This is a genomic window from Thioclava litoralis (assembly GCF_045278885.1).
GTDB classification, from domain to species: domain Bacteria; phylum Pseudomonadota; class Alphaproteobacteria; order Rhodobacterales; family Rhodobacteraceae; genus Thioclava; species Thioclava litoralis.
Map to the genome: position 1 here is coordinate 207,792 of NZ_CP135445.1, position 15,456 is coordinate 223,247.

Annotated in this window: 14 protein-coding genes; 10 read left to right on the forward strand and 4 right to left on the reverse strand. The window is 61.8% G+C overall.

The annotated features are described in order from the left end of the window. Positions 1–6: 6 nt before the first annotated feature. Positions 7–105: a pyrroloquinoline quinone precursor peptide PqqA gene (pqqA, locus tag RPE78_RS16765; protein WP_330629620.1), complete on the reverse strand. Its 99-nt coding sequence runs from the start codon at positions 103–105 to the stop codon at positions 7–9. Between the two features lie 436 nt (positions 106–541). Between pqqA and RPE78_RS16770 the strand changes: the two genes are divergently transcribed. After that, complete coding sequence (locus RPE78_RS16770) at positions 542–802, forward strand: hypothetical protein (RefSeq protein WP_330629621.1); 261 nt, start codon at positions 542–544, stop codon at positions 800–802. Next, the gene (locus RPE78_RS16775; protein ID WP_406721728.1) at positions 802–3,099 is read left to right on the forward strand and encodes a sialate O-acetylesterase; all 2,298 of its coding nucleotides are present in this window, start codon (positions 802–804) and stop codon (positions 3,097–3,099) included. Before RPE78_RS16770 ends, RPE78_RS16775 begins: the two co-directional genes overlap by 1 nt. Positions 3,100–3,168: 69 nt before the next feature. Here the strand turns inward: RPE78_RS16775 and RPE78_RS16780 are convergent, their stop codons facing one another. Then, complete coding sequence (locus tag RPE78_RS16780) at positions 3,169–3,975, reverse strand: tetratricopeptide repeat protein (protein ID WP_330629624.1); 807 nt, start codon at positions 3,973–3,975, stop codon at positions 3,169–3,171. Positions 3,976–3,983: 8 nt separating this feature from the next. Further along, positions 3,984–5,297 (reverse strand): hypothetical protein, encoded by a 1,314-nt coding sequence (locus tag RPE78_RS16785; RefSeq protein WP_330629625.1) that lies wholly within the window; start codon positions 5,295–5,297, stop codon positions 3,984–3,986. Between the two features lie 74 nt (positions 5,298–5,371). Between RPE78_RS16785 and RPE78_RS16790 the strand changes: the two genes are divergently transcribed. Next, on the forward strand, positions 5,372–6,061 hold the full coding sequence (locus RPE78_RS16790) for a helix-turn-helix domain-containing protein (RefSeq protein ID WP_330629626.1): 690 nt from the start codon (positions 5,372–5,374) through the stop codon (positions 6,059–6,061). A 60-nt stretch (positions 6,062–6,121) separates the two neighbouring features. Here RPE78_RS16790 and RPE78_RS16795 read toward each other — a convergent pair whose 3' ends face one another. Then, positions 6,122–7,441, reverse strand: a complete 1,320-nt coding sequence (locus RPE78_RS16795; protein ID WP_330629627.1) for a sugar ABC transporter substrate-binding protein — start codon at positions 7,439–7,441, stop codon at positions 6,122–6,124. 269 nt (positions 7,442–7,710) lie between these two features. Here RPE78_RS16795 and RPE78_RS16800 point away from each other — a divergent pair, with 269 nt between their 5' ends. From RPE78_RS16800 to RPE78_RS16830, 7 genes are all read left to right on the forward strand, one after another. Continuing rightward, on the forward strand, positions 7,711–8,919 hold the full coding sequence (locus tag RPE78_RS16800) for an ROK family transcriptional regulator (protein WP_330629629.1): 1,209 nt from the start codon (positions 7,711–7,713) through the stop codon (positions 8,917–8,919). Positions 8,920–9,228: 309 nt separating this feature from the next. Next, positions 9,229–10,101 carry a sugar ABC transporter permease gene (locus tag RPE78_RS16805; protein ID WP_330629630.1) on the forward strand — a complete coding sequence of 291 codons (873 nt, stop codon included), beginning with the start codon at positions 9,229–9,231 and terminating at the stop codon, positions 10,099–10,101. Between the two features lies 1 nt (position 10,102). Then, a complete protein-coding gene (locus RPE78_RS16810) occupies positions 10,103–10,933 on the forward strand; it encodes a carbohydrate ABC transporter permease (RefSeq protein WP_330629631.1) in 831 nt (276 codons plus the stop codon). Positions 10,934–10,944: 11 nt separating this feature from the next. Beyond that, complete coding sequence (locus RPE78_RS16815) at positions 10,945–11,952, forward strand: ABC transporter ATP-binding protein (RefSeq protein ID WP_330629236.1); 1,008 nt, start codon at positions 10,945–10,947, stop codon at positions 11,950–11,952. Positions 11,953–12,146: 194 nt separating this feature from the next. Continuing rightward, complete coding sequence (locus RPE78_RS16820) at positions 12,147–13,031, forward strand: sugar phosphate isomerase/epimerase (protein WP_330629237.1); 885 nt, start codon at positions 12,147–12,149, stop codon at positions 13,029–13,031. A 72-nt stretch (positions 13,032–13,103) separates the two neighbouring features. Next, complete coding sequence (locus tag RPE78_RS16825; RefSeq protein ID WP_330629238.1) at positions 13,104–14,087, forward strand: sugar kinase; 984 nt, start codon at positions 13,104–13,106, stop codon at positions 14,085–14,087. Next, positions 14,084–15,352, forward strand: a complete 1,269-nt coding sequence (locus RPE78_RS16830) for a D-tagatose-bisphosphate aldolase, class II, non-catalytic subunit (RefSeq protein ID WP_330629239.1) — start codon at positions 14,084–14,086, stop codon at positions 15,350–15,352. The genes RPE78_RS16825 and RPE78_RS16830 overlap by 4 nt, the downstream gene beginning before the upstream one ends. Positions 15,353–15,456: the final 104 nt, after the last annotated feature.

A 15,456-nucleotide genomic window follows, 5' to 3' on the forward strand; every position in this document is an offset into this window, starting at 1 on the left:
GCGGATTTAGAACAGAACGCCGCCTTCATCCCCGGAATCCGGGCCGTACATGTTGATTTCCATGCCGCAATCGATCTCGCGCAGGACAGGTTTCTTCCAAGCCATGATGTCTCCTCCCATAAGGCTCCCGTCTGATGATTTCTGCATATCGGCACTGGCGCGACAATAATACCAAGGTCGCATGTTCGGCTTCACCTTCGGGCAAGGAAATCATGTCGTCCTTCGGAAGATTCGGGGTCATCCCGTGCATGGGCGGTCCGCTGCGCCTGCCTTGACCATCCTGCTACGACGATATTTCCTCAGGTCATCTGTGGGCATCGGCTTCCTGCAAGGCACGCGGTTCGGCCCGATAGCTGCCGATTTTTCATGATGAAAGACTTTTTCCAACGTCTTCGCGGGCATTGTGCCCTGTCGCGCAGGATGCGCCCATGTCTCTAGTTGAGCGGATGATTTGCGGCTCCGCGGCGCAACGTGCGGTGGTCTTACGCTTTGTTCAGCCGCCCCTCTGATCCTGAACCGGATTTCCACGCAGGAGGCTTTCATGGCGGACGACTATCACGGAATTACAAGCCTGACCGGACCGGCGCTGAACGGATTTGCGATCGCGCCCGATGACGACGCGGATCTGGCGCAGGTCACACGCGGTATCTATCTGGGGCAGGGCGGGGATCTACGGGTGACGCTGGCCGGTGGTCAGACCGTGACATTCTCCAATATTGCGGCGGGGGGCATTCACGGGTTGCGTATCCGCCGCGTCTGGGCCAGCGGCACCACTGCCACCGAGATGGTGGGGCTGTACTGATGATCGGGATCGGATCTGGATTTATGTCGGGCGGCGCGGGCGTGTCGTTGCGCCGCAACGGGGATGGCACGGTGACGGTCGGCGGGGCGGGGCTGGGGTTCCGCTGGTCGGTCGATGGGGGCGGCAGCTGGACCGAGGAAACCACCCTGCCCTTGACCCTTCCGGTCGCGGCCCATCAGGAAGTGCGGGTCGTCGCGTTGGGACCGCCGCGTGTTCTCTCGGCGCAGCAGGTGCCTGTGTTCCTGCTGTTGGGGCAATCCAATATGGTCGGGCGCAATCTCTATGACGGGCTCGGGCGGTTCCCTGCGGGGGTGCGCCAATGGACAAGGGCGGGGGAACTGGCTCTGGTCGAGGAGACGTCCGAGCTGGATTTCGATGACCCGTGGTTGTCGAATGGCGAGGTTTTCGGCCCTGCGGTGACCTTTGCCCGCGCCTATATGGCGGCAAACCCGCGCGAGCCGCTTGTGCTGGTGCCGCGGGCGGTGGGCAATACCGGCTTTGTCGATAATCGCTGGAATCCCGGCGATGATCTTTATGCGGCGACGGTGGCCGATACCAATGCGCTTTTTGCGGCACATCCCGAATGCGTGCTGGCGGGGGTTTTGTGGCATCAGGGCGAAAGCGATGCGCAGGCTGCGGCGGCGGCCACCGCCTATGAGGCCCGCTTTGATGCCATGCTGGCGGGGTTGCAAAGCGAGATCACCGTGATGGAGGCCAGCACGCCGGTCATCGTGGGCGGGTTCTCCTCGGCGGTGGGCAGCGGCTGGCCCTATCTGTCGCAGATTGCCGCGATCCATGCGGATCTGCCCAACCGGCGGTCCTATAGCGCCTATGTCGACGCCTCGGATCTCATGCTGAAGACGGATGGCATCCATCTGGACGCGGCCTCGAGCCGTGTGCTGGGTGCCCGCTATGCGCAGGCCCTGACCCGCGCGCAGAGCCATCAGATCACGCTGGTTGCCGAAGCCGAGGCCGATGCTGTGGCGCATTATCTCTTTGGGGAGGATAATGTGGCCGATACCGATTTGCGGGGCGCCAATGCGCTGAGCGAAACACCGGGTGCGCGGGCGCAGGGCTATATCAGCACCCGCACGGGCGATGGGGGCGGGCTGAAAACGCCGCTGACCGAGACGGCGCAGATGACGCTGTGTGCTGTGATCCGCAACCCGTCAAGCGATCCTTCTACCGTCTATTTCGGCACTCTCGGGTCCAACACCAGCTTGGGCGAGGGGTTCAACGGGGCGGGGCTGTTTGACAATGGGGCGGCCTCGGCGCTGTATCTCAACCAGAAGAACGATGCGGGCGGCAATACCCTCATGCCGCTGGCCACGCCGACGCCTTTTGTCGAGAACGGCTGGAACTTTGTGGCAATGGTGCTTGATGCGGCCAGCATGTCGGCCTATCTGCATGATGGGACCGCTGCGCAATTTGCCACGCAGGCCATCGCGCGGGCAACGCCTACGGGGAAAGCCATCGCGATCGGGTCGCGCTATTATACGGGTATCAGCGATGCGGTCGATGTGGCGGAGTTTCTGGTCTATGACCGTGCGCTGTCCGAGGCCGAACTGGAGGCGTTGGCGGCACGCTCGACCGCCCGTCTGGCGGCGCGCGGGATCACGATCGGTGTCGCACAGCAGAGCCTGCTGCTGGAGACGGCGGCCACAGCGCATTACCTTTTTGGCGCAGACAATCCCGGCCACAGCGATATCGCGGGCGCAAACCCGCTTCTGACAGCCCCCGCATCCGTGTCGCAAAGCCACATCACCACCATGCAGGGTGATAATGGCGGCGTCGAGACACCGGTTCTGGATGCGGAGAGCTTCACGCTCTGTCTGGCGTTACGGGCGACAAGCGGGGCCAGTGGTCAGGGCATTCTGGGCGGCTCGCTGTCCGGCCCCGGGACGGGCAATCACGGCTGGGGCATGTTCGAGAATGGCGGGGCGCTGTATTTCAACGCCAAGACTGCGGGGGCCAATGATGCCATCGTTGCCGAGGCGGCATCGCCGCTTGTGACCGAAGGGTGGAGTTTTGTCGCCATGACCGTGTCTCCCACGGGCAAGAGCTATTTCCGTGGGTCTTCGGGCGGGGCGGTGTTCAAAAGCGATACGCAGACCCGTGACATTGCCACCATTGCCACAATCGGGCTGGGGCCGCTGCGCTATGCCGGATTTGCGGATGCCTATGATATTGCCGAGGCGATCCTGTTCCAAGGGCAGGCGCTGGATCAGGCAGGGTTGCAGGCGGTCTATGAGCGTTCGGTGGCACGTCTGGGCGCGCGTGGGGTGACGCTGGGCTGAGTGTTGGTGACAGGAAGAGCGGGTCTCCTCCCGCAGGGCATTGCCGGCCCTGCGGGAGGATCGTCCTTTTCAGGGGGCGCTTGCGGCGTCGGGCAGGGCCGCCAGTGCGGCCTGCGCCTTGGGGTTGCCGAAGGCCGCAGCCTTCGTGTAAAGCGCCTTGGCCCGTGCCGGATCTTGCGCCACACCCAGTCCGCGTGCGTAAAGCCCCGCTTCTCCGACCATGCCATCGGAGCCGATCAGATCATCGCGTGCGGCGGATTTCCGATACCAGTAAAGCGCCTGCGTGTAGTCTTGCGGGACACCTGCGCCCGTTTCATAGGCCTGCCCGAGATAGAACTGGCTGGTGATATCCCCTGCCTCGGCCGCTTCCGCAAACCATGTGGCGGCGGTTTTGTCATCGCCTTCAGCCTTGGCGATAAGCCCCAGATAACGCGGAGCTTTCATGTCACCGGCTGCCTCGCCCTTGTGGAAATAGTCCTTGGCTTTGGCGGTGTCCACGGGCACGCCCAACCCGTCCATATAGATCTTGCCAAGATAGAGATAGCCACGGCTATCCCCGCCCTGTGCAGCGCGTTCCGCCCAGTCTGCGGCGGCTGCATAATCGGGGGTCAGGCCGGTCCCGCCCTCCAGATACAGGCGGGCCAGCTCGCTTGCGGCACTGGCCTGTCCCTGATCTGCGGCCTCTTTATACAGCGTCACCGCCTGCGCCAGATCTCCCTGATCCGTTGCGGTTTTGGCCGCGCGCATGGTCGGATCCGAGGGCGTGCGCATATCGGCCAGAGCAGGGGTGGCCAGGCTGACCAGCACGGGGACGAAGACCGGCACCAGCACGCGCACCAGCATGCGGGAGGGGGGATCAATCGCGAAAGCTTTCATGTTCGGCCTCATATATCGGTGCGCATGATCCATGCGCGGATCGGCGCGATGGAATAGGCCAGGCGCCATGTGTTGCGATGACCGGCGGCGCCCTGCCCGTTATCGGTTGCGGGAATGACGGTGCCTTTGGCAAAGCTGACATAATTGATCCGTGCCCCCTGCGCGATCAGCGCATCGAAGGCGAACTGGAACTGGTCGTCATCCCAGCGGCCATCCCAGATGGCACGGGCCACATGCGCCCCTGCGGCTTCCAGGGCTTCTGTGTCGGCATTCTGGCCGGGGAACGCGCCCGGGTCATCTTGCGAGGTCACGATAAACAGCCGGTTCTGCGCCATAGGGGCAACAAGCTCCGGCCCCCACTGACAGGCAACAAGGAAACTTGCCGCGAAGAAATCGGGATATTTGATATTCATCGCCATGGACAGCATGCCACCGCCGGACTGCCCCGTTGTGTAGCGCCGCGCAGGGTCGATCGGGAATTCCTCGCCCAAAGCCTTGATCAGATTGAGCGTGGTCTCCAGCATGGACGACGTCCGGTTGTCATCATCCGCGATGATTTCCGCATATTGCGGGGCCAGCACAAAGGCAGGCCGTGCCGCCTGATCTTCCGGCGAGGCCCAGCTGATGGCCCCCAACCCCTGTTTCAGCGTCATCAGCGGATCGGTGCTGGTGGCCCCTGCATCGGGCATGAAATTGACCAGAGGATAGGTCTTGGCGGGGTCATAGTCTTTGGGGGTGAACAGGTTATAGGGCAGGCTATCGCCTGTCTCGGGGTCGTTCCAGACCCGTTGTTCGAACGCATCCAGAACCAGATTGACGACGCCAGAGGTCGTGACATCCCCTTCGGGCGTGGCAATGGTGGCCTGCGGTGTGGCCCATGTGACGCCGCTGTCATTGGGGTCGCCTGCCGACCAGTGCGGCTTCTTGCCCGCGGCGGCTGCCCCGTCGGTCTGGGAGGCCGCCACAGGCATGGCTTGGGGTTGGTCTTCCTGTTTCAGGCGGGCGGCCGCATCATCGGGGGACAGCGCGATGATGAGGAACTTGCCGCTCTGGCTGCGGCTGTCCGGATCTGCGGCCGTGGCGGGGAACACATCGGTAATATTGCGCCCCTCGACGGAGAAGTCCGATGCCTTGATCATATCGGCGCTGAGGCTTTGCGGATATTCCAGCGCGATGGCGACAAATCGCAGACCGTCACCATAGACTTTCGTGATCGCAATGGCTTTAAGCGGGGCGGGAGTGCCGGCCAGAGCCGGAAGCGAAAGGCTGGTGACAAGGCCGCTTGCACCAAGGCCGATAAGAAAGTTACGACGTGTCGTCATGCTGGGTCCTTTCCAAACCGTGTCAGGCCGACCGGCTACCACCTGAATAAACCGGAACCTGGTCGGTTCCTTAAATGAGGGACATAGAAACGATGTCAATGGGCGGCGAGGATGGGGCGAAGGCCAAAACAGCCTCGCGCGGGCGTCCCAAGAAACGTTCGGACGAGGCCCGACAGGAGCAGATCCTTGCGGCGGCCATGTCAGCGTTTATCGATAAGGGGTTTGCCCGTGCCACCATGTCCGATATCGCGCGGCAGGCGGGCATGTCGAAGCGCGATCTTTACAAGCAATTCTCTGATAAACAGGCGCTTTTTGCCGCCACGATCGAGTCCCGCCGCCATCTGATCCTTGGTCTGCCCCGCCCTGACGGAGAGACCCTGCCATTGCGCGACCTGCTGCGGCGGGTGTTCCGGCTGGATCTTGACGCGCGCCATGCTGACGAAAGAGATACGCTTATGGCATTGATCCATCGCGAAAGTTTGATGCTGCCCACGCTGAACGCGCTGCTTTACGACGGCCGGATCCTGCAGTTTCGCGAAACGCTTGTGGTCTGGCTGAAAGACGAGATGCAGACCGGACGGGTGGCGCAGGCGCAGCCCGAGCGGGTGGCAGGGATGATGCTGGATCTGGTGTTCGGGGTGCTGTTGCCCAAACGCCGCCCCACTGTCCCCGTGGATCGCCACCTGCAGGCCGAAGAGATCCTTGACCGGCTGGAGATCCTGCTGGCGGGGCTGGTGGCTCGTTCGGCGCAAAAACCCGTGTGACGGGCTGTGTGGGAACAAAGGCCCCGCACCGGCTGGCGGGGGCCTTCGATCTAGAGGGGTTTAGTAGCCTGCGCGTTTCATCTCGCGTTCGGTCAAGGTCTGGGCCTGCGACAGCGCCTGTTCTGCCGTGATCTGGCCGGACAGCGCCGAAGAGAAGACCTGACCAACCGCCGTGCCGATGCCCTGGAACTCGGGGATACCGACCCATTGCGTGCCAAGATAGGGCACGTCCTGCACCGAGGGATGTTTGACATCGACCGCTTTGATCGAGTCCAGCGTCACATCCGCGAAAGGTGCGGATTTGCGGTATTCGGGATTGGCATAAAGCGACTGGCGGGTGCCGGGCGGAGCATGGCCCCAGCCATCCTCGCGGGCTACCAGATCGGTGTAGTCCTTCGACGTGACCCAGCTGATAAAGGTTTCGGCGGCCTGTGCGTGTTTGGAGCTTGCCGGAACCGACAGGGTCCACGCCCAGAGCCAGCTGCCGTAATTGTCCACGCCGTCTTTATGCGGGAAGCGCGCAAAACCGACATCCTTCGCGAATTTCGCCTCTTTCGGATCGGTGATCACCGAAGCACCGACGCTGGCATCGATCCAGATGGCGCATTTGCCGGTTTCGAACAGCGCGAGATTGTCGTTGAATTCATTGCCCACGGCGCCGGGCGGGCCGTAGTTTTTCATCAGCTCCAGATATTTATCCAAAGCCTCTTTCCATTCGGGGCTGTCGAATTGCGGTTTCCAGTCCATATCGAACCAGCGTCCGCCATAGGAATTGGTCATGGAGGTCAGGAAGGACGTGTTGATCCCCCAGCCCGGTTTGCCGCGCAGACAGATGCCGTAGACCCCTGCCGACGGATCGTTCATCGCCTTTGCCGCCGCGGTGATTTCGGCCCATGTCGGCTTTTCGGGGATGGTGACGCCCGCTTTCTTCGCCAGATCGGTGCGATACATCGTGATCGAGGATTCCGCATAGAAGGGCAGCCCGTAGAGCTTGTCCTCGTAGGAGGCGCTGGCCGCAACCGACGGGATCAGGTCATTGACATCATAGCTTGCCGGAAGGTCGTCCAGCGGCTTCAGCCATCCCTGCTTGGCCCAGATCGGCACCTCGTAATTGCCGATGGTCACCACATCGAACTGGCCGCCATTGGTGGCGATATCCTGTGTGACGCGCTGGCGCAGGAGGTTTTCCTCGAGGACCACCCAGTTGATGTGGATATCGGGGTGTTCTTTGTTGAAGACGCCGGTCAGCCGCTGCATACGCGTGACATCGGCGTTATTGACGGTGGCAATGGTGATCGTTTCTTCGGCAGAGGCCATGCCGGCCCCCAGAAGGACGAGCGCGGTTGTAACAAGCCCGAGATGGGGCATGCGAAGGGTCATTGGTAATATCCTCCCTGATATATCGTGACAGGTGATCCGCTTCGGGCTGGCATATAGCAGGCTATATGCGGCCCAAGGCTCCTCCGGATCAGACTGTCGGGTCGTTGTTCGCCTCTTTACGCTATTGTTTGTTGCTTTTTGACGCAAATAAAAAATAACGTCTGGTGTGATTTAAAAATATGACTGAAATTCTTGACTTTTGTCGCTATGAGCGGTGAGTGAATGCTATTCATAACTCAAATTATGCATATCTCTTTAAAGGGGAACTGATGATGCAACAAATATCCAGCTCTCCGAAGCGAATCCGTCAGACCAATATTCTGGGGGCCTTGCAGGCCTTGCACGAGCACCGCTCGATGAGTCGCGCGGATCTGGCACGGCTCATGGGCCTGAACCGGTCCTCTTCGGGCAAGATCATTGGTGACATGATCGCGCGGGGGCTTGTCCGCGAGGTCCGCGCCACCGCCACGGCAGAGCCGCGCGCGCAGGCCGGGCGTCCGGGGATCTTGCTGGAGCTGATCCCCGAGGCGCTTTGGGTTCTGGGGGTCGAGATTGGTGTCGAGCATATCACAACGGTGCAGGTCGATTTCACCGGCGCGCTGCGCCACTGCCGGACAGAGCCGTTCGAGGGGGACAGGGTTGGTCCGGCAGATGCGGTGCGCCAGTCGATCGCGCAATTACTTGAAGATTTCGATCCGGCTCTGATGGAGCGCTGTGCGGGGGTGGGGATCTCGGTTCCGGCACAGCTGACCACCGAAGGCGACAGCCGCAAGGTCCGCTCGGCGGCCCTGCTGAAATGGGAAAATGTCGACCTGCGGGAATTGGCGCTGTCCAGCCTTCCGGAATGTTTTCCAAAGACAATTCCGGTGGCCGTCGAAAATGACGCCAATGCATTTGCCATCGGCACGTCCTATTCTACCCCCGATGCGGCCAGCGGTGTCACCTTGTTTCTGCTCCTCGAAGCGGGGATTGGCGGCGGCCTTCTGGTCGAGGGAGAGTTGCTGCGGGGTGGGCATGGGCTGGCGGGCGAGATCGGCCATTTGCATATGCCTGACAGTGCGTTGAACCTGGAGCAAACGATCGGGCGCGCTGCGGTTCTGCGCCGCTTCCGAGAGGTTTCGGGGCTGGCAGAGGCGGATCTTGCGACATTGGAGCAGGAGGTGCGCGACAGGGTGCCCCGCGCCGTGGAGATCGCAGAGGACTGGGCGCGCGGTCTGGCTTGGGCGATCGTGCAGGCCAGCCGGTTGATCGATCCCAATCAGGTGGTGCTGGGGGGATCGCTGGCCTTGCTCTATCCACTGATTGCGGCGCGCGTGCTGGCCCATATTCGCGATCTGCAGGGCGAGGACTTTCCGGTTCCGGCGATTCATCTGAATGACAAGGCGATGGCCGGATCTGCATTCGGGGCGGCCTGTATGATGCATAAGGCGATCTTCACAAATGCCGAAGAGCGCCCGGCCATTTTGCTAGACAGTTGAAACGGAACGTTTTTTAGCAGAAAAATATTTGTTGCTAAAAGATGCAAATATAGTCATGCTACGTCCCGCGAATGGAGGAATTCGCGAGGGGGGAAGGCCGGAGCGACAGATGCGTGGCATCTTGTCGGTCGGCGCGGCATGCAGGAATCGTCGGCCCCTCTTTCAGACAGATAAGCCTGAGGAGGACTGCCGCCATGACAGCCTACGCCCCTTGCCGTCGGCATTTCGGGTGTCGCGACCGGCGCGATATAAGATCTTGCTTCTATCCCGCGCGGCACTGGCGCATCCTTGTAGGAAGGATGCGCTAAGATGGCCACGAAGCATTCCCGCGCCGCTGCGAGGTTGATGATTTCTCCTGCCGTTATTCTTCTTCTCGGCTGGATGATCGTCCCTCTGGCGATGACGCTCTACTTCTCCTTCCTGCGATACAACCTTCTCATGCCCGGCATGGAAGAATGGACAGGCTTCCTCAATTACGAGTTCTTTGTCACGGATCCTGCCTTTATCACGGCGCTGCTTAACACCGTGTTACTGGTGGTGGGGGTTCTGGCGATCACCATCGTGGGGGGCATTCTTCTGGCGCTGCTGCTGGACCAGCCCTTCTTCGGGCAGGGGATCGTGCGCATTCTGGTGATCGCGCCGTTCTTCGTGATGCCCACCGTCTCGGCGCTGGTGTGGAAGAACATGTTCCTCAATCCGGTCAACGGGCTGTTTGCGCATATCGCGCATCTCTTCGGGCTTCCGGCCTATGATTTTCTGGCTCAGGCGCCGCTGGCCTCGATCATCGGGATCGTCTCGTGGCAATGGCTGCCCTTTGCGACGCTGATCCTGCTGACGGCCCTGCAATCGCTTGATCAGGAACAGCTGGAAGCGGCCGAAATGGACGGGGCCTCGAAACTGGCGCGGTTTTTCTACATCATGCTGCCGCACCTGTCGCGGGCGATCACCGTGGTGATCCTGATCCAGACCATCTTCCTGCTGTCGATCTTTGCCGAGATCCTGGTGACCACCAATGGCGGTCCGGGCGTGGCCTCGACCAACCTGACCTATATGATCTATGTGCAGTCGCTGCTGCAATTCGATGTCGGCGGCGGCTCGGCGGGCGGTGTCATCGCGATCATTCTGGCCAATATCGTTGCGATCTTCCTGATGCGGATGATCGGCAAGAATCTGGAGGCCTGAGATGTCCCGTATCGTCACTCCCCGCCGCAAGGCGCTGACCACCGTGCTTGCCTGGGCTGTGGGCATTGCGATCTTCTTCCCGATCCTGTGGATCTTCATCCTGTCGTTCAAGACGGAAGGGAATGCGATCGCCTCGCCGCTCAAGGTGCTCTTCTCGGGCTGGACGCTGGAAAGCTACCATACCGTGCTCGAACGCTCGAACTACCCGCTATTCTTCATGAATTCGGTCATCATCTCGGTCGGTTCGACCCTGCTGGCGCTGATCATCGCGGTGCCCGCCGCCTGGGCGATGGCCTTTGTGCCGGGCCGTCGGACCAAGGATATCCTGATGTGGATGCTGTCCACCAAGATGCTGCCGCCGGTGGGGGTTCTGGTGCCGATCTACCTGATCTTCCGCGATCTGGGGCTGCTGGACAGCCGCATCGGTCTGGTCGTCGTGCTGACGCTGATCAACCTGCCGATCATCGTCTGGATGCTGTTCACCTATTTCAAGGAGATCCCCGGCGAGATCCTGGAGGCGGCGCGCATGGATGGCGCGGGGCTGAAGGAAGAGGTGCTTTACGTGCTGACGCCGATGGCGGTCCCGGGCATGGCCTCGACGGTGCTGCTCAACATCATCCTCGCCTGGAACGAGGCCTTCTGGACGCTCAACCTCACGGCTTCCAAAGCCGCGCCGCTGACGCAGTTCATCGCCTCCTATTCCTCGCCCGAGGGGCTTTTCTACGCAAAACTCTCTGCCGCCTCGATCATGGCCATCGCGCCGATCCTGATCATGGGCTGGTTCAGCCAGAAACAACTTGTCCGCGGCCTGACCTTCGGCGCGGTGAAATAAGGACATAAGTCATGGGACAAATCACTCTGAAGGGCGTGCGCAAGACCTTTGGCGAAGTCGAAGTCATTCCGCCGCTGGATCTGGATATCAAGGACGGCGAATTCGTGGTCTTCGTGGGCCCGTCGGGCTGCGGCAAATCCACCCTGCTGCGTCTGATCGCGGGGCTCGAGGATCTTTCGGGCGGGCAGATCATGATCGACGGCACGGATGCCACCGAGGCCCCCCCCGCCAAGCGCGGCCTCGCGATGGTGTTCCAGAGCTACGCGCTCTATCCGCATATGTCGGTCAAGAAAAACATCGCCTTCCCGATGAAGATGGCCGGTGTACCCACCGACGAGCAGGAGCGCCGCATCGCCTCGGCGGCCGAGGCGCTCAACCTCACCGATTACCTGCACCGCAAGCCCGGCCAGCTTTCGGGCGGCCAGCGCCAGCGGGTGGCGATCGGGCGTGCCATTGTGCGCGAACCGGCCGCCTTCCTGTTTGACGAGCCGCTCTCGAACCTTGACGCGGCGTTGCGGGTGAACATGCGCCTCGAGATCTCGGAGCTGCATCAGAAGCTCAAGACCACCATGATCTATGTGACCCATGATCAGGTCGAGGCGATGACCATGGCCGACAAGATCGTGGTGCTGCGCGCAGGCCGCATCGAGCAGGTGGGCAGCCCGCTCGATCTCTACCGCAACCCCGATAACCGCTTCGTTGCGGGCTTCATCGGCAGCCCCAAGATGAACTTCATCGAAGGCGAGCGCGCCGCGGCCCGCGGGGCCCATGCCATCGGCATCCGCCCCGAGCATATCGATCTCTCGACCACGCCGGTCGACGGTGCGATCGAGGGTCTGGTTGGCGTCTCCGAGCACCTTGGTTCGGACACCTATGCCCATGTGCAGGTCGAAGGCATCGGCCAGTTCAACGTCCGCGTCTCGGGCGAGGTCGATGTCCATGCCGGCGACACCGTCTGGCTCACCCCCCAAGAGCATAACATCCACCGCTTCGACGAAAACGGTAAAGCGATCCGGTAAACGTATCGCCTTGCGGAAAACATGCATATGCCGTTTGCAACAAAACCGGCATATGCGTCGTGCTGCCTGATCTTTAGAAAGCGCATATACCAGGTTTCTGGCAAAAATTTTCCGATCCTCTTTCTTATTTGTTGCTAGAAGAAACAAAAAGAGGCACAACCTGTTCTGACATGTGATTCAGGGAGGCACTGAACATGAGACGACTTGGTATCCACTCTTTCGTATGGACCAACGGCCAGACCCAAGAAGGGCTGGAAATGGCGCTTGATAAGACAGCCGAGCATGGCTACCGCATGATCGAATTCGCCTATCTGCGCCCCGAACTCTTCGATCTGGACCGGTTGGCCCGGAAGGCGAAGGCGCTGGATGTCGATATCGTGGTGACGATGGGTCTGCCTGCGGCGGCAGATGTCTCCAGTGACGACAAGGCGGTTGTGGCCAAAGGCCGTCAGCTTCTGTCCGATGCGGTCAAGGCGGTGCGCGATATCGGTGGCATCCGTCTGGGTGGTATCCTTTACTCGATGCATGGCAAATATGACAGCATGCCGACCCGCACCGGCTGGATGCATAGCGCCGAGTCCATCGCGGCCACTGCCGAGATCGCCAAGGATTGCGGTGTCGAGATCGCGCTTGAAGTGGTCAACCGCTTTGAATCGAACCTTCTCAATACCACGGCACAGGGTCTGCAGTTCATCAAGGATACGGGCCGCGATGACGTGTTCCTGCATCTGGATTCCTTCCACGCCAATATCGAGGAAGCCGACCCCGCTGCCGCGATCCGCATGGCGGGTGACAAATGCACCTATTACCATTTCAACGAGAACTATCGCGGTTTCCTCGGCACCGGCACGATCGACTTCGCGTCGATCTTCAGCGCCCTTGTCGATATCAACTACGACCGCGATATCGTGTTCGAAAGCTTCTCCAGCGCAATCGTCGACGAGAGCCTGTCGCGCACCTGCGGGATCTGGCGCGATACGTGGACCGATAACAATCCGCTGGCCGCGCATGCCAAGCAGTTCATCGAGCAACGTTGGGCCGAGGCGCAGCGCAAGCGCGAGGTCAATATCACGGCGTAAGGCCGTCGGGACCGTCGGAACAGGGCAGGGGCTTCGGGCCTTGCCCGTTCTTCGCACAGGAGGAGCTATGCGATGAACAATTCTCATCTTGCGCCCGATGCTTTGGGGCCGACCCTTTGTATCGGCGAGATATTGGTGGAAATCGTGGCGACCATGCCGGGGGAGGGGTTTCGCAACGCCCTGCCGCTGATCGGCCCGTTTCCCAGTGGCGCACCGGCGATTTTCATCGACCAGTGCGGGCGTATCGGCGGGCAGGCCGCAATGATCGGCGCGGTCGGTCGCGATGATTTCGGTCAGGTCAATATCGACCGGCTGGTCCGCGATGGCGTCGATGTCTCGGGGATCGCGATCGATCCCGATTATCCCACGGGCAGTGCCTTCGTGCGGTATCGCGAGGATGGATCGCGCGATTTCGTTTTCAATATCGAACGCTCGGCTGCGGCGCGTTTCGGCTGGACGCCTGCGGTTGCGGCGCTGGCCGCGCGGGCGGGACATCTGCATGTCATGGGGTCGGCCCTGTCGATTTCCGGCGCGTGGGAGGTGATCCGGCAGGTGCTGGCGCAGGTCAAGGCGCGCGGTGGCACCCTGTCGCTCGACCCGAACCTGCGCAAAGAGCTGACACAGGACGTCGAAACGCGCGAACGCTTCCTGTGGCTGGTGGGGCAGGCCGACCTGCTTCTGCCCTCGGGCGAGGAGCTGGAAGATGCGGCGGGCGTGGCCGGAGAGGAAGCCGCTCTTGCCGCCCTGTTCGCGCGGGGCATCAAGGAGATCGTGCTCAAACGCGGCGAGGCAGGGGCAAGCTGCTTCCTGTCCGATGGCCGCCGCATCGATGCGCCGTCTTTCGTGGTCGATGCGGTCGATCCCACAGGGGCGGGCGACTGTTTCGGTGGGGCCTATCTGACCTGCCGCAGGCTCGGCCAGCCTGTGGAGAGTGCGCTTGACTATGGCTGTGCCGCAGGTGCGCGCAATGCCACTCTGCGCGGCCCGATGGAGGGCGCAGGCACCCGCGAGGAGCTGGATGCCTTTATCGCAACCACCCAAAGGAGAGCATCATGAATGTCATGTTGCAAGATCTGGCCCCGTCGCGGGCGGCGGGACATCCGGTCGGAATAAGCTCGATCTGTTCGGCCCATCCTGTTGTTCTGCGCGCGGCCCTGCGTCATGGCGCGCGGACACGGGCGACGGTTCTCATTGAGGCGACCTGCAATCAGGTCAATCATCTTGGCGGCTATACCGGTATGACACCGGCGGATTTCGCCGAAATGGTCTACCGGATCGCCGCCGAGGAAAACTGCCCCGAGGATCTGATCCTGTTGGGGGGGGACCATCTTGGCCCCAATCCGTGGCGCGACCAAGACGCGGAAGCCGCGATGGCCGAAGCCGAGAAGATGGTAGCGGCCTATGTGGAGGCGGGCTTCCGCAAGATCCATCTGGACGCCTCTATGGGCTGTCGCGGCGAACCCGTCGCGCTGGATGACCATCAGACGGCGGATCGGGCCGCGCGTCTGGCGGCTGTGGCCGAAAGAACCGCGTCGGGTGCGGCGGGGCCGATGCCCCTTTATGTGATCGGCACGGAGGTTCCGCCTCCCGGTGGTGCCGATCACGCGCTGGAGGCCATCACCCCCACCGCGCCCGACGCGGCCAAGACGACCTTGGCCGTCCACCGCGAAATCTTCGCCGCCCGTGGTCTGGACGCGGCCCTGTCGCGCGTGATCGCGATTGTGGTGCAGCCGGGGGTGGAATTTGGCAATCATAACGTCATCGCCTATGACCCCGCACCGGCGAGGCCGCTGATCGATGTCCTGCCGGCGCTGGACGGGCTGGTTTTCGAGGCCCATTCGACCGATTATCAGGGGACCGCGCCCTTGGCACAACTGGTGCAGGACGGCTTTGCCATCCTGAAAGTCGGGCCGGAGCTGACCTTTGCGCTGCGCGAGGCGCTATATGCGCTGGATCTGATCGCCTCGGATCTGCTGCCCGACTATGGCGCGCGGCCTCTGAAAGTGGCACTTGAGGCGCTGATGCTGGAAAAACCCGCGAACTGGGCGCGTCATTACGGCGGCAATGCGGCCGAGCAGGGTGTCTTGCGGCATTATTCGCTGTCGGATCGTATCCGCTATTACTGGGCCGAGCCGCAGGCACAGGCCGCTGTTGCCGCCCTTCTCGAGGCGCTGCAGGGGCAGGTCGTGCCGTTGCCGCTGATGTGGCAGCACCTGCCTGCCGCGACAGCTTTTGCCGACAGGCCGCTCGACCCCGAGGCCCTGCTTCTCTGGCGGGTCGAAGAGGTGATCCACAGCTATCATACGGCCTGTGCCGTCTGAGGCCTGCCCGCTGCGAGGCGCGCAAACGGGCGCCGCGCGGGGCTTTGTCATTTGCACAGGCACGGGGCTTGTGCCAACACCGCTTGATCCGCGTCCCGATCGGG

What these genes read in the sequence shown, in the direction of transcription:
- RPE78_RS16775 (WP_406721728.1), top strand. Translation starts at nt 802, where the DNA reads ATGATCGGGATCGGATCTGGATTTATGTCGGGCGGCGCGGGCGTGTCG.
- RPE78_RS16785 (WP_330629625.1), bottom strand. Translation starts at nt 5,297, where the DNA reads ATGACGACACGTCGTAACTTTCTTATCGGCCTTGGTGCAAGCGGCCTT.
- RPE78_RS16795 (WP_330629627.1), bottom strand. Translation starts at nt 7,441, where the DNA reads ATGACCCTTCGCATGCCCCATCTCGGGCTTGTTACAACCGCGCTCGTC.
- RPE78_RS16820 (WP_330629237.1), top strand. Translation starts at nt 12,147, where the DNA reads ATGAGACGACTTGGTATCCACTCTTTCGTATGGACCAACGGCCAGACC.
- RPE78_RS16825 (WP_330629238.1), top strand. Translation starts at nt 13,104, where the DNA reads ATGAACAATTCTCATCTTGCGCCCGATGCTTTGGGGCCGACCCTTTGT.
- RPE78_RS16770 (WP_330629621.1), top strand. Translation starts at nt 542, where the DNA reads ATGGCGGACGACTATCACGGAATTACAAGCCTGACCGGACCGGCGCTG.
- RPE78_RS16815 (WP_330629236.1), top strand. Translation starts at nt 10,945, where the DNA reads ATGGGACAAATCACTCTGAAGGGCGTGCGCAAGACCTTTGGCGAAGTC.
- RPE78_RS16805 (WP_330629630.1), top strand. Translation starts at nt 9,229, where the DNA reads ATGGCCACGAAGCATTCCCGCGCCGCTGCGAGGTTGATGATTTCTCCT.
- pqqA (WP_330629620.1), bottom strand. Translation starts at nt 105, where the DNA reads ATGGCTTGGAAGAAACCTGTCCTGCGCGAGATCGATTGCGGCATGGAA.
- RPE78_RS16790 (WP_330629626.1), top strand. Translation starts at nt 5,372, where the DNA reads ATGAGGGACATAGAAACGATGTCAATGGGCGGCGAGGATGGGGCGAAG.
- RPE78_RS16830 (WP_330629239.1), top strand. Translation starts at nt 14,084, where the DNA reads ATGAATGTCATGTTGCAAGATCTGGCCCCGTCGCGGGCGGCGGGACAT.
- RPE78_RS16780 (WP_330629624.1), bottom strand. Translation starts at nt 3,975, where the DNA reads ATGAAAGCTTTCGCGATTGATCCCCCCTCCCGCATGCTGGTGCGCGTG.
- RPE78_RS16800 (WP_330629629.1), top strand. Translation starts at nt 7,711, where the DNA reads ATGATGCAACAAATATCCAGCTCTCCGAAGCGAATCCGTCAGACCAAT.
- RPE78_RS16810 (WP_330629631.1), top strand. Translation starts at nt 10,103, where the DNA reads ATGTCCCGTATCGTCACTCCCCGCCGCAAGGCGCTGACCACCGTGCTT.